This is a genomic window from Polyangium sp. 6x1, assembly GCF_029946515.1.
GTDB lineage: Bacteria > Myxococcota_A > Polyangia > Polyangiales > Polyangiaceae > Polyangium.
This window is the reverse complement of record NZ_JARZHH010000016.1, coordinates 80,202-102,009: the sequence shown is the minus strand read 5'-3', so window position 1 is coordinate 102,009 and position 21,808 is coordinate 80,202. Positions and strand designations below refer to the sequence as shown.

General features: G+C 70.2%; 20 protein-coding genes. 11 read left to right on the top strand and 9 right to left on the bottom strand.

Features of this window, described 5'->3' with window-relative positions:
* Positions 1–2: 2 nt before the first annotated feature.
* Positions 3–2,588 carry an ATP-dependent helicase HrpB gene (hrpB, locus tag QHF85_RS17440; protein ID WP_281328332.1) on the top strand — a complete coding sequence of 862 codons (2,586 nt, stop codon included), beginning with the start codon at positions 3–5 and terminating at the stop codon, positions 2,586–2,588.
* Between the two features lie 143 nt (positions 2,589–2,731).
* A complete protein-coding gene (gene rpmB / locus QHF85_RS17435) occupies positions 2,732–2,956 on the top strand; it encodes a 50S ribosomal protein L28 (protein ID WP_281328331.1) in 225 nt (74 codons plus the stop codon).
* 273 nt (positions 2,957–3,229) lie between these two features.
* Here rpmB and QHF85_RS17430 read toward each other — a convergent pair whose 3' ends face one another.
* From QHF85_RS17430 to rpsP, 9 genes are read right to left on the bottom strand one after another with little or no spacing between them, the layout of a single operon-like run.
* A complete protein-coding gene (locus tag QHF85_RS17430; protein WP_281328330.1) occupies positions 3,230–4,279 on the bottom strand; it encodes a hypothetical protein in 1,050 nt (349 codons plus the stop codon).
* Positions 4,276–5,007, bottom strand: a complete 732-nt coding sequence (locus QHF85_RS17425) for a DUF72 domain-containing protein (protein WP_281328329.1) — start codon at positions 5,005–5,007, stop codon at positions 4,276–4,278. Before QHF85_RS17425 ends, QHF85_RS17430 begins: the two co-directional genes overlap by 4 nt.
* Positions 5,008–5,019: 12 nt before the next feature.
* Positions 5,020–5,916, bottom strand: coding sequence for a lysophospholipid acyltransferase family protein (locus tag QHF85_RS17420; protein WP_281328328.1), 897 nt, complete (start codon positions 5,914–5,916; stop codon positions 5,020–5,022).
* Positions 5,917–5,933: 17 nt separating this feature from the next.
* Positions 5,934–7,088 carry a tRNA epoxyqueuosine(34) reductase QueG gene (queG, locus tag QHF85_RS17415; RefSeq protein ID WP_281328327.1) on the bottom strand — a complete coding sequence of 385 codons (1,155 nt, stop codon included), beginning with the start codon at positions 7,086–7,088 and terminating at the stop codon, positions 5,934–5,936.
* 40 nt (positions 7,089–7,128) lie between these two features.
* On the bottom strand, positions 7,129–7,695 hold the full coding sequence (locus tag QHF85_RS17410) for an RNA methyltransferase (RefSeq protein WP_281328326.1): 567 nt from the start codon (positions 7,693–7,695) through the stop codon (positions 7,129–7,131).
* On the bottom strand, positions 7,692–8,435 hold the full coding sequence (gene trmD / locus QHF85_RS17405) for a tRNA (guanosine(37)-N1)-methyltransferase TrmD (protein WP_281328325.1): 744 nt from the start codon (positions 8,433–8,435) through the stop codon (positions 7,692–7,694). The genes QHF85_RS17410 and trmD overlap by 4 nt, the downstream gene beginning before the upstream one ends.
* Before the next feature lie 13 nt (positions 8,436–8,448).
* The gene (gene rimM, locus QHF85_RS17400) at positions 8,449–8,997 is read right to left on the bottom strand and encodes a ribosome maturation factor RimM (protein ID WP_281328324.1); all 549 of its coding nucleotides are present in this window, start codon (positions 8,995–8,997) and stop codon (positions 8,449–8,451) included.
* Entirely contained in the window at positions 8,994–9,227 is a 234-nt protein-coding gene (locus QHF85_RS17395; protein ID WP_136930783.1) for a KH domain-containing protein, read from the bottom strand. The genes rimM and QHF85_RS17395 overlap by 4 nt, the downstream gene beginning before the upstream one ends.
* Positions 9,228–9,260: 33 nt before the next feature.
* Entirely contained in the window at positions 9,261–9,515 is a 255-nt protein-coding gene (gene rpsP, locus QHF85_RS17390; RefSeq protein ID WP_281328323.1) for a 30S ribosomal protein S16, read from the bottom strand.
* 623 nt (positions 9,516–10,138) lie between these two features.
* On the opposite strand from rpsP, the gene QHF85_RS17385 reads away from it, so the two are divergent.
* The 9 genes from QHF85_RS17385 to QHF85_RS17345 all read left to right on the top strand — a co-directional run bounded on the left by QHF85_RS17385 (position 10,139) and on the right by QHF85_RS17345 (position 21,726).
* Complete coding sequence (locus tag QHF85_RS17385; protein WP_281328322.1) at positions 10,139–11,701, top strand: DUF4350 domain-containing protein; 1,563 nt, start codon at positions 10,139–10,141, stop codon at positions 11,699–11,701.
* Positions 11,698–12,669: a MoxR family ATPase gene (locus tag QHF85_RS17380; RefSeq protein ID WP_281328321.1), complete on the top strand. Its 972-nt coding sequence runs from the start codon at positions 11,698–11,700 to the stop codon at positions 12,667–12,669. Before QHF85_RS17385 ends, QHF85_RS17380 begins: the two co-directional genes overlap by 4 nt.
* A 4-nt stretch (positions 12,670–12,673) precedes the next feature.
* Positions 12,674–14,326 carry a DUF58 domain-containing protein gene (locus tag QHF85_RS17375; RefSeq protein ID WP_281328320.1) on the top strand — a complete coding sequence of 551 codons (1,653 nt, stop codon included), beginning with the start codon at positions 12,674–12,676 and terminating at the stop codon, positions 14,324–14,326.
* A gap of 68 nt (positions 14,327–14,394) precedes the next feature.
* Positions 14,395–15,219 carry a 16S rRNA (adenine(1518)-N(6)/adenine(1519)-N(6))-dimethyltransferase RsmA gene (rsmA, locus tag QHF85_RS17370; RefSeq protein ID WP_281328319.1) on the top strand — a complete coding sequence of 275 codons (825 nt, stop codon included), beginning with the start codon at positions 14,395–14,397 and terminating at the stop codon, positions 15,217–15,219.
* Positions 15,220–15,323: 104 nt separating this feature from the next.
* Positions 15,324–16,751: a F0F1 ATP synthase subunit beta gene (atpD, locus tag QHF85_RS17365; RefSeq protein WP_281328318.1), complete on the top strand. Its 1,428-nt coding sequence runs from the start codon at positions 15,324–15,326 to the stop codon at positions 16,749–16,751.
* Positions 16,752–16,753: 2 nt separating this feature from the next.
* Positions 16,754–17,308 carry an ATP synthase F1 subunit epsilon gene (gene atpC / locus QHF85_RS17360; protein WP_281328317.1) on the top strand — a complete coding sequence of 185 codons (555 nt, stop codon included), beginning with the start codon at positions 16,754–16,756 and terminating at the stop codon, positions 17,306–17,308.
* 118 nt (positions 17,309–17,426) lie between these two features.
* Positions 17,427–19,352, top strand: coding sequence for a DNA primase (gene dnaG, locus QHF85_RS17355; RefSeq protein WP_281328316.1), 1,926 nt, complete (start codon positions 17,427–17,429; stop codon positions 19,350–19,352).
* A 107-nt stretch (positions 19,353–19,459) separates the two neighbouring features.
* Positions 19,460–21,346: an RNA polymerase sigma factor RpoD gene (rpoD, locus tag QHF85_RS17350; protein ID WP_281328315.1), complete on the top strand. Its 1,887-nt coding sequence runs from the start codon at positions 19,460–19,462 to the stop codon at positions 21,344–21,346.
* 113 nt (positions 21,347–21,459) lie between these two features.
* The gene (locus QHF85_RS17345) at positions 21,460–21,726 is read left to right on the top strand and encodes a hypothetical protein (RefSeq protein WP_281328314.1); all 267 of its coding nucleotides are present in this window, start codon (positions 21,460–21,462) and stop codon (positions 21,724–21,726) included.
* The last annotated feature ends 82 nt before the right edge of the window (positions 21,727–21,808 follow it).

Sequence of the window (21,808 nt, the reverse complement as noted above, 5' to 3'; positions counted from 1 at the left end):
CGATGGCGCTGCCGATCGAACCTTCGCTCCCCGAGATCTGCGCGGCGATCGCCGAGCGGCGCCGCCTCGTCCTGGAAGCGCCGCCGGGCGCGGGCAAGACGACCCGCGTGCCGCGCGCGCTCTTCGAGGCCGGCCTCGCGGGCTCGGGGGAGATCTTGGTGCTCGAACCGAGGCGCCTCGCCGCGCGGATGGCGGCGCGGCGCGTCGCCGAGGAGATGGGGCAGAAGCTCGGCGAGACCGTCGGCTGCACGATGCGCTTCGAGGACGTGTCGAGCGCCGCGACGCGCATCCGCTTCGTCACCGAGGGCGTGCTCACGCGCAGGCTCGTGCGAGATCCGATGCTCGAAGGCGTCTCGGTCGTCGTCCTCGACGAGTTCCACGAGCGGCACGTGCACGCGGACGTGGCGCTCGCGCTCCTCGCGCGCCTCACGCGCCAGCGTCGCAAGGATCTCGGGCTCGTGGTCATGTCGGCGACGCTCGAAACGGATCCGATCGCGGCGTGGCTCGACGCGCCGATCGTGCGGTCGATGGGCCGCATGTACGACGTCGACATCGAGCACCTCGAGCGCACGGACGATCGGCCGCTCGAAGCGCAGATCGCGTCCGCGGTGCGCCGCCTCGCGCGGGACGGGCTCGACGGCGACGTGCTCGTGTTCTTGCCGGGCGCCGCGGAGATCCGCCGCGCGGGTGAGGCGCTGCGTCCGATCGCGGACGCCGAGCACCTCCTCGTCTTGCCGCTGCACGGGATGCTCACGCCGGCCGAGCAGGATCGCGCGGTGCGTCCGGCCGATCGTCGAAAGATCATCCTCTCGACGAACGTGGCCGAGTCGAGCGTGACGATCGACGGTGTCGTCGCGGTGATCGACAGCGGACTTGCGCGGGTCGCCTCGTATGCGCCGTGGTCGGGCCTGCCGACGCTCAAGGTCGCGAAGATCGCGCGTGCCTCGGCGGCGCAGCGCGCGGGTCGCGCGGGACGCACACGACCAGGCCGAGCTCTGCGTCTCTTCACGCGCGGCGATCTGCTCGCGCGTCCCGAGCACGACGCGCCCGAGATCCTGCGCGTGGATCTCGCCGAGACCGTGCTCGAGCTCTGCGCCTCGGGCGTGGGCCCGCTCGAAGAGCTTCCCTTTCTGGATCCACCGCCCCGCGCCGCCGTCACCGCTGCCGAAGAGCTCTTGCGGCGCCTTGGCGCGATCGACGAGGCGCGCCGCGTGACGCCTCTCGGCCGGCGCATGCTCCGGTTCCCGGCGCATCCGCGGCAGGCGCGGCTCGTCGTGGAGGCCGAGGCGCGCGGCGTCGCCGAGGAAGGGTGCGTGCTCGCGGCGCTGCTCGGCGAGCGCGAGGTGAGCGTCTCGGGCGCGTCGCATCGGCGCGGCGGTGGGCGCGGAGAGGAGCACCGATCGGATCTGCTCCACGCGCTCGATCAACTGGAGATGGCCGAGCTCGAAGGGCACGCGCCGGATCGGCTGCGCGCGCTCGGCCTCGATCCGACGCGCGTCTTCGCCGTGGATCGCGCGGCGAAGCAGCTCGCGCGCCTCGTCGATCGTCGCAAGGCCGAGCGGCCCGCGAGCGCGCTCGATCGCGAGCGCGCGCTGCTCCTCGCGACGCTCGCGGGCTACCCCGATCGCGTGGGCCGCATGCGCAGGCCCGAGACGGCGACGGGGAGGAGCGGCCGCGAGATCGTGTTCGCCACCGGCGGCTCGGCGGTGCTCGCCGAGTCGAGCGTGCTCGGCGTGGAGGAGTACGTCGTCGCCGTCGACGTCGAGGAACGAACGGAGGGCACGAAGGGCCGCGTCGTCGTGCGCGCGGCGAGCGCCGTCGAGGCCGACTGGCTGCTCGACCTGTTCACCGACGCGATCACCGACACCACCGACGTCCGATGGAACGCGGCGCAGGAGCGCGTGGAGGTCACGCGGCGCCTCGCGTACGAGGGCCTCGTGCTGGAGGAGTCGCGCGTAGCGGCCACCGATCCTGCTTCGATCGAGCGCATCGGCCAGGCCCTCGCGGAGGCGGCTTGCGCTCGCGGTTACCGCGCGTTTGTCCGCGGAGATGGCCTCGACCTATGGCTCGCGCGCGTCGCGTTCGTCCGGACGCACTGCCCCGAAGCGGGCATCCCCCTGTTCGACGAGGCGGCGATCGTGGAGACGCTGCGCGCGCTCTGCGTGGGCCGGCAGAGTTTTTCCGATCTGCGCGAGGCCGATCTCGGCGCGGCGCTGGCCCATCGCCTCACGGCGGAACAAGCGCGGCGCGTCGCCGAGTGGGCGCCCGAGACGATGCAGCTCCCGGGCGGGCGGCGGCTGCGGCTCGAATACGGCCCCGACGGCACGGTCTCGGCGGCCTCGCGCCTGCAGGATTTTTTTGGGTTGGCCGAAGGGCCGCGCGTGGCGCGGGGCCGGGTGCCGGTCGTGCTGCACCTCTGCGCGCCGAACCAGCGCCCGGTTCAGGTGACGACCGACCTCGCCGGTTTCTGGGAGCGGCACTACCCGGCCATCGCGCGCGAGCTCAGGCGGCGCTACCCGAAACACGCCTGGCCGGACGATCCGCGCCATGCGACGCCTCCTGCGCCCAAAGGAATGCGCCCGTCCTGAAGCGTTCGCCGTGACCGGCGTGCACGTTCGAGATGGAAACACTCCACTCGTGCTTGACATGCCCGGCCTCTTCCGCCACTTTCCGCAGCCCCGAGCGACGGGTCCCGCGCGTGACGCGCGCGAAAATGCCTGCTGAGGACGTCATGGCGAAGAGCGACATCACTGGGAAACGGAAGCTTCTGGCGCAGAACGTCTCCCACTCGAACATCAAGACCAAGCGCTGGCAGAACGTGAACATCCAGACCCGCAGGCTCTGGGTTCCGGAGCTCAAGCGCTACGTCACGCTGAGCCTCACGACGCGCGACATCCGCACCATCGACAAGCTCGGCGTCGTCGCGTACGCGAAGCGGTACGGCGTCACGCTCTAGGCTCGGCCTGGGCTCGTCGCCGCGCCGTGCGGAGCGTGTAGAAGGCAAAGCTGGCACGGAAGAGCGCGCCTCCATTCGGGGGCGCGCATGCTTTTTGTCTACCGACCGCATCGCAGCGTTTGCCCGCGAGGTCCAGCCGTGGATCGAGCGCATCGACCGCATCGCGGTCGATGCACCAGAGGTCCAGGGCTTGCCCTGGTCCGGGTCCAGGGGTGGAGAACCCCTGGTCGGGTCCGGGGTGAAACCCCGGCGAGGCGCTGCTGCAGCACCCTCTCAGGGTTGGTCGTCGGCTCGCGCGGCGCCGTCTCCGGTCGAGACCAGGAATCGCGCGTCGCGTGCGTCCCGCAGCAAGGCCATCGCCGTGAGCGCGCCCGCCTGCTCTCGCAGGTCTGCGACGGCCGTCTCTGCCGGCCATCCCTCGGCGAGCGATCGCAGCCCTGCGACGTCGACGCCTGCCTTCCCGAGCAGCGCCACGGCTGCGTAAAACCCGGCTTTGCTCACGATGGCGAGCGGGGCGGGCATGTCGAGGGGCGCGCCTGGCGACGTCCGCGGGACGCCGCGCCGCACTGGCTGCGCATGTCGGCCGAGCACGAGCTCGAGCTCGGGCACGAGCACGCCTTGCTCGCGGCGCGTCGGCACGAAGGCCAGCGCTGCGACGAGGCCTCGACCGTCGCAAGCGAGGATTGCGTCGGCCACCGGGAGCCGGCCGAGAGGCGCGTCCCAGGGCACGCTGATGGCCGTCACGTCCGATGCGACGGATGTCGACCGGGCCGGCACATCTTCCGGCATTGCGCTCTCCAGATCCTCGGCCGTGAGGATGCCGCCCGCCACGGGCCCACCTGCCGCGAGCAAGGCGCTCACGGCCTCTTCGGAGGCGAGCGCGAGCGGCCCTGCCGACCCTACGCGCTTGATCAGCGCTGCGCGTTTCGTGGCGCCTGCGGCCTCTGCCGCGGAGACGCCGGCGCGCGCGAGCCCGCCGAGCCCTGATCGACCTCGCGCTGCGTGCAGGATCGCGATCAGCCCGAGCGAGCGCGGCACGGCGACGTATGCGCCGAGCGGGATCTCTTTTTCGGTCTTCCAGCCGCGCGGACGAGCGGCGCCTTTCCCTGGCTGGAGCGAGCGCCCGTCCATCACGCGCGCTCCGGCCCCACCTCCTGCGACGATCGCCACGACGGGCGAGAGCAGCACGGAGGCGTCCTGGCCGGCGGCTGCGAAAAACCCGGCGATGACCGCGTCGGCCGCGCTGCCTCCGGCGTCGAGCGCGGCCTGGGCCGGGCCCTGCGTGGTCGACGAGCGCGCGAGTGCGAGGGCGCCGCGGATCACTGCTCCTCGTCCTCTGCGACGAGCGGGCGCACGATGGGCGCGACTGGCGCCGCGATCGATCCCGCTTCCGGTGCGCGGCTCGAGCGCGCGAGTGCGGCGACGAGCGTGGTCTTCGTGCGGATGGCTGCGCCGCGCGTTCCTTCGACCACCAAGAAAATCTCCCGACGCTCGCCGAGCCTCTTCGCCACGCGATCGAGCGCTGCGGCCGAGAGCGTCGCTTGCGCGCCGAGCGATCGAAGGCGCGTGTAGACCACGGAGCCGCGCGGCAGATCATCACGCGCGGCGTCGAACACGGGCAGCACGCCTGCCGCGCGTGCCGTGTCGATCACGTCTTCACGCTCCCACATGCCGCGCGGCTCCCAGAAGCGGAGCGCGCCTTCGGCAGGCATCCGCGCGAAGAGCGCGGCGATGCGCTTCCTGTTCGCTGCGGTCGGTCGGATCTCGGTCGAGGTCGAGAGCACGATGCATCGCGCTTCGAGCGTCGTCGCGACCTCGAGCGAGGTGGCGAGCGCGTCGTCGAGCGCCTTGCCGGGAGCGAGCTCGGCGACGACGCGCGGCAAGACCACGCTGAAGACGAACGCGGGCGGCGCCGCTTTGCGCAACTTCCGCAAGCCGGGCGGGCCGGGCAGCGACGTGTCGATCGGGCGGATCTCCACCAGATCGAGCTGATCCTTGTACTTCTTGATGTCGCCCTGAAGGGCGTGCAGGCCCACGTGGAGTCTTGCCATGGCGGGGTCTCTTTACTCGAAGTGGAACCACTGCGTGGGGTTCTCGCGCAAAAAGCTTTCCATCGCGGAGGCGATGCGACGCGCGGCGAGCGAGAGCTCGTCCTCGCTGGGCCGGCGCGGCAGCGAGATCGGCGGACAGCTCCGCACCTCGTAGCGCATGTAACCCAGCCGCCGCGTGAAGACGGGCACGATTGGCGCCCCGCTCAAGGCGGCGAGCGAGAGCGGGCCCTCGGGGACGACGAAGGGCTCGCCGAAGAGCGTGACCTCTCGCCCGCGCATCCCCTTCGGGAGCCTGTCGATCTGGACCGCCACGACGCCGCCGCGCCGGAGGTGCGACAGGAGTGGCAACGCGTCGAGCGGGCTCGTCCCCACGTGCACGATCCGCACACCCGCCTTGTCGCGCGCGTCGTCCGTCAGCGCCTCGGCGCGCTCGTCGCGCTCGTGCGCCATCACCACGACGACGTCGGCCGTGTGCACGCTGCGCAGGATCGGGCCCGCGGCTTGCCAGCCGCCCGTGTGCGCCGTCGCGATGATCACACCGCGCCCCTCGGACGCTGCGCGCACGTAGTTCTCGTCCGACGCGCAGAGCCCGACGAGACGCTCGGGCCGATCGCGCCCGACGAGGAACGCCTCCGTCAAGCAGCTCGCGAAGCTCGCGAAGACCCGAGCGACGTCGACGTTCTCGACGATCACGTTTCGCGGCCCGAGCGCGCGCCGAAGGTGCTTCCGGACCGCGCGTCGCTGCCGACCGAGCGCGATCGCGAAGGCGAGGCCGATGAGCGGCGGCGCGTAGCGCACGAAGGGACGTGGTCCGTGCGTCACGCCTGCGTCGAGCGCGCGGCGCCAGAGCACCGAGTCGTGCCGGCGCAGATCGTCGAGCAGCTTGCCGAGGTCGTCTCCGATCCCCACGGGGCCCACCTAGCGGCTCAGCGGCGCGGCGCAAAGGGCGGCGCGTCGGGATCGACGACGCCCTCGTCGGGACCGCTGGATCCAGGCTCCGGGAGAACCTTCCCGATCCGCAAAAGCCCCCACACGCCGACCTCGCGCGCCGCCGCGTCGTCGTGCGCCGCGGCCTGCTCCAAGGTCCTGAGATCATCCGCGGCGCTCGGCCCCTCGGGATCACGCGCGAGCCTGTTCGCCGCGACGATCGCGGCGTTCCGCGCGAGCCCTCCGCGCCGCGCACGCCTGAGCGGCGTCCCCTGGATCGTCTCGGGGAACGACGCCTCCTCGATCGACGCGAGATCCGACAAGCGCATCTCGGACCAGCGCGGCAGCGGATGAAACTGCTGCGTGCGCGCCTCGGGCGGCGGCGCCGTCCGGTTGTAGGGACAAACCTCCTGGCAGACGTCGCAGCCGAAGAGGTGCTCGCCGATCCCCGCGCGCAGATCCTCGGGCGGCGCCTCGTACTGCTCGATCGTGAGGTACGAGATGCACCGCCGCGCATCGAGCACGAACGGCTTGGGAAACGCGCCCGTCGGACATGCGTCGAGGCAACGCGTGCACGCTCCGCAACGCTCATGCATCGGCACGCCCGGCGTGAGCGCGAGCGTCGTGACGACCTCGCCGAGCATGACGAAGCTCCCCTGCCCCGGCACGATCACGAGACCGTTTTTTCCGACGAACCCGATCCCGGCGCGCGCGGCCCACGCGCGCTCCATCACCGGCTCGATGTCGCAGAGCGGACGCGCGTCGATCCCGGGTCCGAGCTCGCGGATGAACTCCGCGAGCCGACGCAGCTTCTTGCGGAGGAAGAGGTGATAGTCCTGCCCGCGCGCGTAGCGGGCGATGCCACGCGCGACCTCTGGATCGTGCGCCTCGGCCTCGGCCGTTCGGGCGTAACGACGGCCCACGCACACGACGCTCCGCGCGCCCGGGAGGATCGCCTCCGTGTCGAGCCTTCGCCGCTCCTCGACGTGCTCTTCGAGGTAGCGCATCGTGCCGTGCATCCCGGCTTCGATGAACGCGCGGTAGCGATCGTGCTCGACGTCGAGCGGCTCGTCGGCGCGCGCCACGCCGACCACGTCGAAGCCGAGCTCGAACGCGCGCTCCCGGACCCGCTGATCGACGTCGCTCGCGGACATCCGCGTTGCCTCCCCGCGCGCGCGGCCCGCTGCGATCGAGCTACCCGAACAGCCGATCGAGCACGATCGCGCACGCCGCGCGCACGCTCAGGTGATTGTAGCCCGTGTCCTTCGCCGCGTGGATGGGCGCCAGGCGAACGTCAGCAGCCGCGACGAGCTCACCCGAAAGGCCCCACCCCGTCCCGAACGTGATCAACACGGGTTTGTCCGTTTGCGCGAGGCGCGCGCGCGCGTCGGGATAGTTCGTCACCGGGCCCCGCTTCGCCGAGGCCGCCGTCGTCCAGAGCTCGATCCCTGCGCGCCCCGCGTCCGGCGCGAGCGACGCGTACACGTCTTCCAAGCTCGGCACGATCCGCAGGACGTCGAGCGCGTCCGCGCGATCCGGGATGCGCTTCTTGCCCGAGCCGTGGACCCAGTGATCGCGGATGCGCTCGGCGAGAAGCCTTTGCGCCGCGACCGGATGCACGACGTGAAGCTCGTGCACGCCGAACGTGCGCGCGCTCCGGGCCATGTCGTGCAGATCCAGGTTCGTGATCGCGGTCGTCACGATCTCTCCGCCGCGATCGAGCACGGGGTGGTGGACCAGGGCGAGCGCGACCTTCGTCACGACGAACCTCGCTCGGCCCGGAGGCGCTTCGCTCGCTCCAGGAGATCGGGCCTGCGCGAGGCTGTGCGCGCCTCGGCTTGCTCGCGCCGGAAGGCTGCGATCGCTGCGTGGTTACCGCCTTTCAACACCTCGGGCACCTTCATCCCTCGGAACTCCTCGGGCCGCGTGTAGTGAGGGTACTCGAGCAGCCCGTCCATCGTGGTGCTGTGCGACTCGTGCATCGCAGAGTCTGCGCTGCCGAGCACGCCGGGCAGGAGCCGCGAGCACGCGTCGACGATCGCCATCGCCGCCACCTCGCCGCCCGCGAGCACGAAGTCGCCGAGCGAGATCTCCTCGTCGATGAACGCGTGCACCCGGTCGTCGAAGCCCTCGTATCGACCACACACGAGCGTGATCCACGGCAGCGAAGCGAGCGACTCGACCTTGCGCTGGTCGAGCACGCTTCCTTGCGGCGAGAGCAGCACGCGGTGCGAGCGCGTGGCGTCCGCGCCCTCGCGCCCCTCGCGCGCCTTCTGCTCGAGAGCCTCGATGCACTCGACCACGACGTCGACGCGGATCACCATGCCTGAGCCGCCGCCGTACGGCGTGTCGTCGACGCTGCGATGGCGGCCGAGCCCGTGCTCGCGCAGGTTCGCGCAACGCGCGTCGAGCGCGCCTGCGCGCACCGCGCGGCCGACCATCCCCGTCGACAGGAATGGCTCGAACATCTCGGGGAAGAGGGTGACGATGTCGACACGCATGGTGCGCGCCTCGTCAGGTGAGGCCGTCGATCGTGACGAGCCGGACGACCCCGGCGTCGATGTCCACGGCTTCGACGAAGCCGTCGAGCAGCGGAACCTCGATCTTGGTGCCGTCCGTGCGTTCGACGACGAGCACCTCGCAGGTCGGATACGAGGTCAGCGTGAGGACGTGCCCCACGACCTCGCCGGAGCCGAGCTCGGCGCGCGCGCCTTCGACGTCGCACGCGTAAAACTCGCCTTCTTCCAGCGGAGGAAACTCGTCCCTCGGCACGAGCAGGATCGCACCGTGCAGCGCCTCGGCGGCGTCCCGATCGGCGACGCCCGCGAGTCGCGCGAGCACCGCCTTGTTCGCGCTCCGGATCGACGTGATGTCGGCCGCGCGCTCCGCGCCGTCGGGGAGCCGCAGCTTGAGCGTCGGCCGCTGCCCGAGGAGATCGGAGCCCTCGTGGTAGAGCTTGAGGCGCACCTCGCCCTGGATCCCATGGGCGCGCGCGATCTCCGCGACGGCGACGAACCGTCGCGGGGCCTCGAGCTCGGTTGTGGCGCGCTTACGCGGGATCAATCCAGGATGTCGAGGTGGGCCCGGAGGCCCGCCTTGCTGGCGGCCGCGTTGAGGAGCGCGCGGATCGACTGCGCGGTCCGGCCATCCTTGCCGATCACTTTGCCGATGTCCTCGCGCGCCACGCTGAGCTCGATACGGGGGAACCTGTCACCCGTGACCTCGCGGACCGTCACCTTCTCGGGGTGATCCACGAGCGAGCGCGCGATGAGCGCGACGAGATCCAGCAGCATGGTGGAGGACGCAGGAGACGGCGCCATGCCTCGTTACTTCGCCACCGTCGCCGCGACGACGTCCGGGCGCTTCAGCAGGAGCTCGACCGTGTGCGAGGGCAGCGCCCCGACATCGCGCCAGTGCTTCACGCGAGCCGTGTCCAGGCGGATCTCGTTGCGGCGCGGGTCGTACGTGCCCAAACGTTCGATGAACCGGCCTCCGCGGGCAGCGCGCTGGTCGGCGACGACGATACGGTAGAACGGGGTCTTCTTCGTGCCCGCCCGGGCGAGGCGGATATGAACGGCCATCGGTGAACCTCGGTCTTCTTGGAGATCCGGCGCTTGCCGGGCGCGGGCATGACCCGCTCGCATTCGCGATCCCCCGACGCAACACGCCAGGGGAACGGGGGGCGAAGGGTAGGCAGAACCCCTCCACCGGTCAAGACCGACAAGACGCAAATTCGTCCCGTCCGGTCCGCGACTCGACTTCGCGCGAGCTTGCGGCCCGGACGCACGCCGCGGCCGCGAAAAACATGGGGGCTGGGTGAAAACGAACGAGAAAGCGCCGCGCGGGAGCCCGCTCGGCGATGGGGACAGACGGGAAATCAGCCGATCTCGAGGATGATGACGCCGCGATTCGGGTCGTCTTCGTCCTCGTGAGGGTCCTTCGGCCCGCCTCCAGGGCGACGCGGGGCCGGGTACCGCTCGAGCGGAAGCTCCAGGCGCGGTCGGTTCTCCTCACGCTGCCGGCGCTCCCTCTCTTCCCGTTGTCGGATTTGTTCGATGATGAAAGGAGGTAGCATCCGGACTCCTCCGCACCGCGTCTGTGGCGTCGCTCGGATGAACGTGCCTAGCAAGAATGGGCCCGTTCATGAGTCGAATCTAGCAATGAGAGTAACGGGGTCAAGCTTATCGCCCGGGACGACGGTGATATGCTCGCCGCCTCTATGACGCAGGATGGCGTGGGATCGCCGGAGCAAGAGCGCCATGAAGCGCACGCCTCTCGGGCTTCGTCCTCGTCGCCGAAGCCCCCGGAGCGAGCGCGGGGCGCGGCGAAGCAGGCGCGCCGTTCCCTCGTGATCTGCGTGGCGCTCGGCATCGGGCTCGCCTCCGTGGACGCACGCGCCGCCGCGTTCGACGTCGCGGACACGACGTGGGAGGGCTGCTCGGAGCTCTACGGGCTCGCGGTGAACGAGCTCGGCGACGGACGCGTCAAGGCCGTCGCCGTGCTCGACTGGAACGAGGTCACGCCGAACGACGGTGTGCTCGTCCTGCACCCCTTGCAGAGCATGGATCCCGAAGAAACCGCCGCCTTCATGAAGGCCGGCGGGCGCCTGGCGATCGTGGACGACTACGGCCGCGGCGAGGAGACGCTGCGGCGCTTCCACATCGAGCGGACCGTTCTGCCCTCGCGCCCCGTGGCCGCCCTGCGCAACAACCCCCAGCTCGCCATCGCAGAGCCCGTGCTCACCGGTGACAAGGGGCAACTCACGGGCCCGCACCCGGTCGTGGCGAACGTGCAGCAGTTCGTCACGAACCACGCGACGGGGCTCCGCCACCCGAACCTCTCGCCCGTGCTCGAGGTGCGCGCCGTCGGTGAAGCGCCGACGATCGTCGCGGTCGCGGGCCAGGTCGGCAAGGGCCGGCTGTTCGCGCTGAGCGACCCCTCGGGCCTCATGAACCAGATGCTGCGCTACCCAGGTAACCGCTCGTTCGCCGTGGGCCTCGCGCACTACCTCGTCGACGAGGACGGCGGCGAACGGCAAGGCGGCCGGCTCTTCATCGTCGCCAACCGCTTCTCCGAGGAGGGCTCGTTCGGCGGGAAGTCGACGCTGCGCAAGGACATCGAGAGCCAGCTCCGATCGATCGCCGACGCCCTCGCGGAGGCGCGTCAGAACGGGCTGCCGACCTGGGCGCACTGGGTGCTCGCCTTGCTCGCCGTGGTCGGCGTGGCCGCGTGGGTCGCGCGGGCCGCGGGGCGCCCGTACAAGAGCCCGCAGCCGCGGTTCGCGCGGCCCGTGCCGCTCGTCGCGCAGGGAGGCGTGGCCGGGCGCTTCGCCTTGCTCTCGGCGCCGTCCTCGCCGCCGGGGCTGCTCCTGCTCGAGCTGAAGAGCGCGCTCGTCGAAGCGCTCTCGCACAAGCTCGGCGCGCCCCTCGATCCGTCGGCGGACGCGGTGATTTCTGCGGCCGAGCGCGCGGGGGGCCTTGACGAGCGTGGCCGCTCAGCCTTGAAAGAGGTCCTCGCCGTGATGCAAAAAGCCGAAGCGTCCGTCGTCGCCGGTCGGCCGGCCCGCGTGCCCCGCGCGGCGCTCCGGCACGCCGCCGCCGTCGTGAAGGACGTGCTCGAAAAGGCCGGCGCGATCACGCCCGAGCCGCTCGGTAAAGGCGGCGCGGCCGGCGAGAAGACTTCCGATCGCCCGTCGGGAACGAGCCCGACGAGCGACCCCTCACGAACCCCGAGCCCGCCCGCACCCGCAGAGGAGAGCGCCACTTGACCCAGGCCGTCGCCATCGAGGAGATCGCCGCCGCCAAAGAGCGGCTGGACGTGCTCCGTCGGGAGATCACGCGCGTCTACATCGGTCCCTCGCGCACCGTGGATCTCATGCTCACGGCGCTGCTCGCGCAGGGCCACGTGCTCCTCGAGGGCGTGCCCGGCGTCGCGAAGACGACGCTCGTGAAGGCGTACGCGTCGGCGCTCGGCGCGTCGGTGCGGCGCATCCAGTTCACGCCGGATCTCCTGCCCGCCGACATCACCGGCACGTACGTCCTGTCGCCGAAGGAAGGCACGTTCTCGCTCCGGCCGGGGCCGATCTTCGCGAACGTCGTGCTCGCCGACGAGATCAACCGCGCGCCCGCGAAGACGCAGTCCGCGCTGCTCGAAGCGATGCAGGAGCGGCAGGTGACGATCGAAGGCGATCGGTTCGAGCTGCCTGCGCCGTTCATGGTCCTCGCGACGCAGAACCCGATCGATCTCGAAGGGACGTACCCGCTGCCCGAGGCGCAGATCGATCGGTTCCTCGTGCGCGTCGCCATCGGCTACCCGAACGCGAAGGACGAGGTCGCGATGCTCCGCGCGCACAACGCGGAGCCGCCCCGCGCGCGCTCGGTGCTGAGCGTGGAGGAGCTCCTCTCGCTGCAGAGCATCGCGCGGAGGATCCACGTGGAGGACGATCTCTACGAGTACGCCGTCGGCCTGACGACGTTCACCCGCTCGCATGCGCGCGTGCTCCTCGGCGCCTCACCGCGCGCGACGCTCGGGCTCGTGCAGGCCGCGAAGAGCGCGGCCGTGATCGCGGGCCGTCCGTTCGTCACGCCGGACGACGTGCGCGGCGTGGCGACGTCGGTGCTCTCGCACAGGCTCGTGCTCGTGCCCGAAGCCGAGGGCGACGCGCGCGCTCGGGACGCGGTCGTGGAGGACGCCGTGCAGCGCGTGGCCTACCGGCGCGCAGTGCGGCCGGTCTAGCGCGATGCAGCTCTTTCCCACGCGCACGGCGGCGCACCTCAGCATCGCCGCGATCTCGGTCGCGGGCATCGGCCTCGTCGCGCGCGAGCCGGCCATCGTCGGGTGGGGAGGAGCGATGCTGCTCGCGATGGCGCTCGCCCGCGCCGTCACGCTCGTCTCCGTCTCGCGCATCCGCGCTGCTGGCTTCGAGATGCTCTGGAGCGGGCCGCGCCGCGTCGTGCGCACGGGCCGCGGCAGCACGATCGAGATCGAAGCCGAGGTGCGCAACCGCGACACCCTCGCCGCGCGGTACGTGCGCCTGCGGCCGATCGCCTCGTCGCAGCTCCAGATCACGATCGAGCCCTCCGCGGGCGAGGTGATGGCCTCCGGGCGGCTCAAGGTGAAGGTCTCGGTGCACGCCCCGCGCGTGGGACAACACGGCCTGCACGGCCTCGCGCTCGAAGTCCACGGCGCGCCCGGGCTCTTCGAGGTGCCTCTCACCTTCGCGAACCCCTTCGGCGTCGAGGTCCTGCCCCGCCCCTTCGCGGCGTGGCTCCCCTCCCCGCGCGGCGGTCGCAGCAAACTCCTCGCGTCGAGTGGAAGGCCCGGTCGCGCGCGCGGCGAGGGCAGCGATCTGCGCGAGCTGCGCGAGCATCGGCCGGGGGATCCGTTCCGGCGCATCGCGTGGAAGGCGAGCGCGCGGCGCGGGATCTTGCTCGTGCGCGACTTCGAACGCGAGGAGCGCGACGTCGTGTGGGTCGTGCTCGACGCCTCGGTCGAGCTCTGGGCCGGCCCGCTCGGCCGCGCGCCGCTCGATCTCGCGATCGACGAGGCCGCCTCGATCTGCGCGCGGTACCTCTCGCGCGGCGATCGCGTCGGCCTCGCGATCTACGCGTCGACCGTGCGCGCGTTCGTCCCGCCCGACCAGGGGCCCGCGCACGGGCAGAAGCTCGCCCACCTGCTCGTCACGGCGACGGGCACGCACGACGCCTCGCGCAGCGATCTCGACGAGGCCGACGTGGCCGTCCGGGTCCTCGAGCACCTCCGACCGCTCGACTCGCGAGGCCTCGCGGATCTGCGTCGCGGCGATCTCGACAGGCTCGCGTCACGCGCCGACGCGGTTCGTCCCCGCGCGCCCTTCGCACCGCCTCCGCCCGAGGGCCGCAGCCCGCGCGAGCGAACGCTGCGCCGCTACCTCGCGGCCTACGGCATCGAGTCCCCTCCGCGCGGTGAGGCCGAGCGCCACGAGTCCGGCTTCATGCTCGCCGAGATCCTCGCGCAGATCGTCAAGAGCAAGCCCAAGCCGAGCGTCGTGCACGTCGTCGCGCCCGCGCCCTCCGAGGTCGCCCAGGAAAAACCCGTCATGGACGCCCTGCGCCGCCTCTCGCGTCACTCGGCGTCGGTCACCTGGTCGATGCCGCAGTTCGATCCGGGCCTGCTCCCGCCCTGGGATGCGCCGACGCGCGCGGATGGTTCGCCCTCGGAGGAAGTCGCCGACGGGACGCGCCGGGCTGCGTGGGAGGAGACGGCCGGGGTCGCCGCCGAGGCCGTGCTCGTCCGCACGCGTGTCGCGGTCAGCCGCAGCGAGGCCGTGCTCCGCCGCCTCGGCGTGCGCGTCACGAAGATCCGCGCCACGACGACGAAGCGCCCCGACGCCGCGGACCCCAAGGCGACCTGATCGGTACGCCGCCCGTCCGCGCATCGGTTGCAACACCAACGAACATCTTCCGAGATCACGAGCCACCCATGTCGATCGCCGAACGCCTCCGCTCGCGTGGCCTCTCGCCCAAGAAGAGGTTCGGCCAGAACTTCCTGGTCGACGTCTCCGCGTCCCGCGCGATCGCCGAAGCTGCGACCACGCCGCCGGGCGGCACCGTGCTCGAGATCGGGCCCGGTCTCGGCGCGCTCACGCGCCCCTTGCTCGAACGCGCCGCGAAGATCGTGGCGATCGAGCGCGACCGGGATCTCGTGCCGCTCCTCTCGGCCGAGCTCGAAGCGCCGATCGCCGAAGGGCGCATCTCCATCCTCGAGGCCGACGCGCTCGCCGTCGACTGGGCGGCCGAGCTCGTCGGCCCGCGCCCGCACGTGATCGCGGGCAACCTGCCCTATCAGATCACGGGCGCGCTCCTCGAGCGGGCCACCGGCCTCGCTGATCGCATCGATCGCGCGGTGTTCATGGTGCAGGCCGAGGTCGCCGATCGGCTCGTCGCGCGTCCTGGATCGAAGACCTACGGCGCGCTCACCGTCTTCATGCAGGCCGCGTTCGACGTGAAGCGCCTGCTCACGGTGCGCGGCGGCGCGTTCTACCCGCGCCCGGACGTCGACTCCGCGGTGGTCGTCCTCGCGCCGCACAGGCCGCCGCGGGCCGCGGAGACCGAGGCGTTTCGCGAGGCCGTCCGTGCGGCGTTCGGCGCACGACGCAAGACGCTGCGGAATGCCTGGCGCTCGCTCTACGGTTGGTCCAAGGACGAACTCGAAGCGCGCGCCCGGGAAGCCGGGATCTCGCTCGACGTACGCGGTGAAACGCTGGCGGTCGAGGATTTCGCCCGGATTGCGGCGATGAAGGGGTAAAAACCCCTGTTCATCCGCTCCGGACCCCTCGACAGTCCACGGTGGCCGTGGTAGTGGCCGCGCGCATTCGTCGTCATGGCGATTCGCTGGAGGAGCCCCGCCCCATGTCGGTTGGAAAGATTACCCAGGTCATCGGCCCCGTCGTCGACGTCGACTTTCCGGCGGGCCAGCTTCCGAAGATTTTGAATGCGATCAAGGTCTCGAACCCGAGCATCTCGGGCGAGGCCGACAACCTCACGCTCGAGGTTGCGCAGCACCTCGGCGAGTCGACGGTGCGCGCGATCGCCATGGACACGACGGACGGCCTCGTGCGGGGCATGGAGGTCCGCGACACGGGCAAGCCGATCATGATGCCGGTCGGCCCGGCTTGTCTCGGACGCATCCTGAACGTCGTCGGCGCGCCCGTGGACGAGGCGGGGCCCGTGAACGCGGACAAGTTCGCGCCCATCCACAAGGATCCGCCGAAGTTCGTCGATCAGTCGACGAAGGTCGAGATCTTCGAGACGGGCATCAAGGTCATCGACCTCCTCGCCCCGTACCGCAAGGGCGGCAAGATCGGCCTGTTCGGCGGCGCCGGCGTCGGCAAGACCGTGCTCATCATGGAGCTCATCAACAACGTCGCGAAGGCGCACGGCGGCGTGTCGGTCTTCGCGGGCGTCGGTGAGCGGACGCGCGAGGGCAACGACCTCCTGCTCGAAATGAGCGAGTCGAAGCTCGAGTCCGGCGCGCCCGTCATCTCGAAGGCCGCGCTGATCTACGGCCAGATGAACGAGCCGCCCGGCGCGCGCGCCCGCGTCGCGCTCTCGGCGCTGACGGTCGCCGAGTACTTCCGCGATGAAGAGGGCCAGGACGTGCTCCTCTTCGTCGACAACATCTTCCGGTTCACGCAGGCCGGCTCCGAGGTGTCCGCGCTCCTCGGCCGTATCCCGAGCGCCGTCGGTTACCAGCCCACGCTCGCGACGGAGATGGGCGCGCTCCAGGAGCGCATCACGTCGACGACGAAGGGCTCGGTCACCAGCGTGCAGGCGATCTACGTCCCCGCCGACGACCTCACGGACCCCGCGCCCGCGACGGCCTTCGCCCACCTCGACGCGACGACCGTTCTCTCGCGCGCGATCAGCGAGCTCGGCATCTACCCGGCCGTCGATCCGCTCGACTCGAACTCGACGATGCTCGACCCGCAGATCGTCGGCCAGAAGCACTACACCGTGGCGCGCCGCGTGCAGCAGACGCTCCAGCGCTACAAGGATCTGCAGGACATCATCGCCATCCTCGGCATGGACGAGCTCAGCGAGGACGACAAGCTCGTCGTGCAGCGCGCCCGCAAGATCCAGCAGTTCCTCTCGCAGCCCTTCTTCGTCGCCGCGCAGTTCACCGGCCGTTCCGGCAAGCTCGTGAGCCTGAAGGACACGATCTCGGGCTTCGAGGAGATCATCGACGGCAAGCTCGATCATGTCTCCGAGCAGGACTTCTACATGGCGGGCGGCATCGACGAGGTGAAGGCCCGCGCCGAGGGCGGCAAGCGAGCCTGATCATGGCCGACACCATCATGCTGGAGATCGTGACGCCCACGGGCGTCGCGCTGCGCAAGGAGGTCACGGACGTGACCGCGCCGAGCGTGGCGGGTGAGTTCGGCGTGATGCCGGGCCATCTGCCGCTGCTCGCGGCGCTCCGCACCGGCCTCGTCACGTACCACGAGGCCGGCAAGGAGCATCGCCTCGCCGTCGCGCACGGGTTCGTCGAGGTCGTGGGCGACAAGGCGCTGCTCCTCACGGAGAAGTACGTGAACAAGGACGACGTCGATGTCGTCCGGGTTCGCCTGCGCCTGAAGGAGGTCGACGCAGAGCTCGACCACTGGCAGGGCGACCTCACGGATCCGAAGCGGCGCACGCTCATCGAGGAGGAGCAGTGGCTCGCCACGCAGCTCGAGCTGATCGGCGATCCGCCGCTGCCGCTCGTGCGTGAAGACACGCGCTTCCTCGTGGATCACGCCGAAGCGCCGCCCGTCGAGGAGATGGTCGAGGGCCAGACCCCCGACGAGAGCCTCACGGATCACAAGAAGCCGGGCTCCGCTTTCCCCGAGGCCTGAAAGGCTCCACGCGCGTCAGGCGCATCAGGGGCATCACGAACACGAACGCGCCGATCGATCTCGAGACGAGGGCTCGGGACGACCGGCGCGTTCGTCGTTATCTTGATGCCGTAGGACGATGATTCACGCCGACACGATCGCGCGGGTCAAAGAGCGCACGGATCTCGTGTCGCTCGTCGGCGAGACCGTTCGCCTCACCCGGCGTGGTCGATCGTTCGTCGGGCTCTGCCCCTTCCACAAGGAGAAGTCGCCGAGCTTCCACGTGAATCCGGAGCGCGGCATCTTCCACTGCTTCGGCTGCAAGGAGAGCGGCACGGCCATCGACTTCATCATGAAGGTCGAGGGCATGAACTTCGCCGAGGCGGTGCGCGCGCTGGCCGAGCGGAGCGGCGTGGAGATCATCGAGACCGCCACCGAGGCGGAGCGGCGCGAGGCGAACGCGGCCAGGCGCGCGCGCGACGACCTCTACGCCGTCAGCCACCTCGCGGCGACGTTCTTCGAGCAGAGCATGCGCGGGCCGAGCGCGCATCCGCTCGCGCACCACGCGCTCGCCGAGCTCGCGCGGCGCGGGCTCGACACGCGGGAGGCGACGGGCCCCATGGCCGACGCGCTGCAGGCGTTTCGCGTGGGCTACGCGCCGCCGGGCTGGGATGGGCTCGCGAACTTCCTCAAGCGGCAAGGCGTCTCGCCGGTCGTCGCGGAGAAGGTCGGCTTGCTCGTCGCGCGCGGCTCGGGCACCGGGTTTTACGATCGGTTCCGGCATCGCCTCATGTTCGCGGTGACCGACGTGCAAGGCCGCGTGATCGCCTTCAGCGGCCGGAGCCTCCCCGAGCCCACGCCCGACGAGATGCGACGCTTGGGGCTCCAACCATCGACGACGGGCGAATCGCCGGCGAAGTACATGAACAGCCCCGAGTCGCCGATCTACACGAAGGGCGAGCACCTCTTCGGGCTGCACCAGGCGAGGCACGCGATCCGGCAGGAGGGCCAGGCGATCCTCGTCGAAGGCAACTTCGACGTTCTCAGTTTGCACGCGCGGGGCATCTGCAACGTCATCGCCCCGCTCGGCACGGCGTTCACGACGCCGCAGGCGAAGCTCCTGAAGCGCTTCGCGCCCACCGTGACGATCCTCTTCGACGGCGACGCGGCCGGGCGCAAGGCCACGTGGGCCGCGCGCATCCCGGTCCACGAGGGCGGCCTCGAAGGCCGCGCGGCGACGCTGCCCGCGAAGCTCGATCCCGACGAGCTCGTACGCACCAAGGGCCCCGAGGCGCTGAAGAGCGTCCTCAAGAGCGCGAAGGAGGTCTACGAGCACCTCATCGAGGACGCGCTCCAGAACGACTCCTTCAACGACGCCACGACCGACGGCAAACTCGCGCGCATGCGTGCGGTGGCAAACCTTCTCGGGGAGCAGAAGGACCCCGTGAAGCGCCTCATGCTGAAGACGTACGCCGATCGGCTGTCGTCGAAGCTCATCGTGGGCGGCACGGCGCCGACCGATCTGCGTCAAGTCGAGCAACTCCTCGAACATGCAACGAGGTACGACGCAGAACACCCCATGGAACTCCGCGCGGCCGAGACCACCGTGCCAGGTCACCGCGCGCGTTCGCGTTCCCAGGTCCAAGAGATGGGGGAGTACATCCTGGGTGCACTTCTCGACCATCCCGTTCTGCTCGACGACCCTGAAGTGATGGATGCACTCGACGTGGTGGATGGTGACCTTGCACTGGCCGCTGGCGCGGTGCGTCAGTCCCTTGGGACGGAAACGCAACTTATTCCCGACGAATTTCTTGCGCACATCCCGGCGTCGATCCAAGCATTCGCGGCTGGACGGCTCGCGTCGCCCGTCTTCGAGACGGCCGATGTGGCGAGGGAAGAGCTCTTAAAGAACGCAGGGAAGTTGAGACGCTTGAGCTTGTCACGCGAGAAAGCCGCGACGGTGGACGAGCTCCAACGAGTCGCGCCGCTGGGGGATGTGGAGCGCGAAGCGGCACTGCTTCGCGAGGCGGTGCGGAAGGCGAAGGCCAAGTTGGGACTCGGCTGACGTTTTTTGGGCGCGCGCATGCGTCCGCGCGGGCGTGACGAACGTTTTTTTTCTCGGTGGGTTCCTTGAAGCACGTGGCCCGACGTGGGCCCGGTGGAGCGAATGGGATGGCGAGCAAGGCCAAGCAGTCTGCGGGTCGGGCAAGCGGATCGGGCGCGGGGAAAAGTGGCGGCGGAGCCGCACAAGGCGCTCGGGGGGACCGCGGGACGAGGCCGCAGGCACCGGATGGGGCGGGGAAGTCGGATCCGCGCAAGGCGCTCGAGAAGCTCGTCGATGCGGGCAAGACGAAGGGCTTCCTCACGTATGACGAGGTGAACGACGCGCTGCCCGCGGACGTTTCGCCCGATCAGCTCGACGACGTCGTCGGCGCGCTCGGCGACGAGGACATCGAGATCGTCGACGGCGCGACGCAGGTGAAGATCGCGCCGAAGCGCATCGCGGACGAGGAGGCGAGCGACAAGAAGCTCGTCGTCACGCAGGACCGCGAGGAAGAGGACGTCGACTACTACTCGAAGTCGAACGATCCCGTCCGGATGTACCTGCGCAAGATGGGGAGCGTCTCGCTCCTCACGCGCGAGGGCGAGGTCGAGATCGCCAAGCGCATCGAGCAGGGCGAGCAGTCGGTCAACGCCGCGATCCTCGACTCGCCGATCGCCGTGCGCGAGATCATCGATCTCGGCGAGAAGCTCCGGAAGCACAAGATCCGCGTCAAGGAGCTCATCAAGGACGCAGAGAGCGACGATCAGGAGTTCGACGAGGAGGAGGCCGATCGCCGCATCATCCGCCTCATCGACAAGGTCAAGCGCCTCGACAAGAAGAAGGCGGACCTGCTCGAGGAGCGCAAGGAGGTCAAGACCGACGGCCGTCGCAAGCAGCTCGACGCCGAGGTCGTCCTGACCACGGGCGAGCTCGTGACGACGCTCGAGGAGATGCGCCTCAACAAGAAGACGATCGACAAGATCGTGCAGAAGTTGAAGGGCCTCATCTCGAAGGTGGAGAAGGCCGAGGCCGGCGCGACCGAGATCGAGAAGCGCACGGGCATGAGCAAGGCCGAGCTCCGCCGCGAGCTCGCGAAGGTGAAGGGCAACAAGCTCGCCGAGGCGCGGCTCGCGAAGAAGCTGAACGTCTCGCGCGAGGACCTGCTCGACCTCGAATCCACCCTGAAGAACGCGCAGAAGGGGCTCAAGCGGGTCGAGGAAGAGCTCAACATCGACGTCGAGGCCATCCGCGGCACCTACGAGAGCATCCGCGAAGGCGAGCGCATGGCCGAGCGCGCGAAGGCCGAGCTCGTCGAGGCGAACCTCCGGCTCGTCGTCTCGATCGCGAAGAAGTACACGAACCGCGGCCTGCAGTTCCTCGACCTGATCCAGGAGGGGAACATCGGCCTGATGAAGGCCGTCGACAAGTTCGAGTACAAGCGCGGCTACAAGTTCTCGACGTACGCGACGTGGTGGATCCGGCAGGCCATCACGCGCGCGATCGCCGATCAGGCCCGGACCATCCGCATCCCGGTCCACATGATCGAGACGATCAACAAGCTCATCCGCACCTCGCGTTACCTCGTGCAGGAGTACGGCCGCGAGCCGACCCCCGAGGAGATCGCCGAGAAGATGGAGCTGCCGCTCGACAAGGTCCGCAAGGTCCTGAAGATCGCGAAGGAGCCCATCTCGCTCGAGACCCCGATCGGCGAGGAAGAAGATTCGCATCTCGGCGACTTCATCGAGGACAAGAGCGTGATCTCGCCCGCCGAGGCCGTGATCAACATGAACCTCGCGGAGCAAACCCGGAAGGTTCTGAAGACGCTCACCCCTCGCGAGGAAAAAGTCCTCCGCATGCGCTTCGGCATCGGCGAGAAGAGCGATCACACGCTCGAAGAGGTCGGCCAGGACTTCGAGGTCACGCGCGAGCGCATCCGGCAGATCGAGGCCAAGGCGCTGCGCAAGCTCCGGCACCCGAGCCGCTCGAAGCAGCTCAAGAGCTTCATCGACAGCTGACGAACGCGGGGGAACGAATGGAATCGAGGGGTGCTCCGATGCGATGGATCGCGAGGGGAGCGCCCCTCGTTCTTTTGGGCCTCGCGCTCCCGCCATCAGGCTGCGCGCGGAGCGTGACCGAGAGCGACTGCAAGGCCGTGGGCGAGCACCTGCACGCCCTCTGGACCGCCGAGGCGAAGTTCCCCGATGCGGCGAGCCCATCCGCCGAGAAGGCCGTCGCCGTCGTGAAGAGCGAAGGGCAACGGCTGGAGGAGTCGTTCGTCACCGACTGCAAGCGCGACCTCGTCGGCAAGCCGCGCGCGTCGGGCGAGTTCTCCTGCCTGAGCCACGCGAAGACGCTCGCCGACGTGCGAACGTGCGCGACGATCCCGGCGCATTAGTCCCGATGGGCACCGCCGCGCCGGGGCGCTGCCCCGGACCCCGCGGGGGCTGTTCGCCCCTCGACCCGAACCAGGGCCAGCC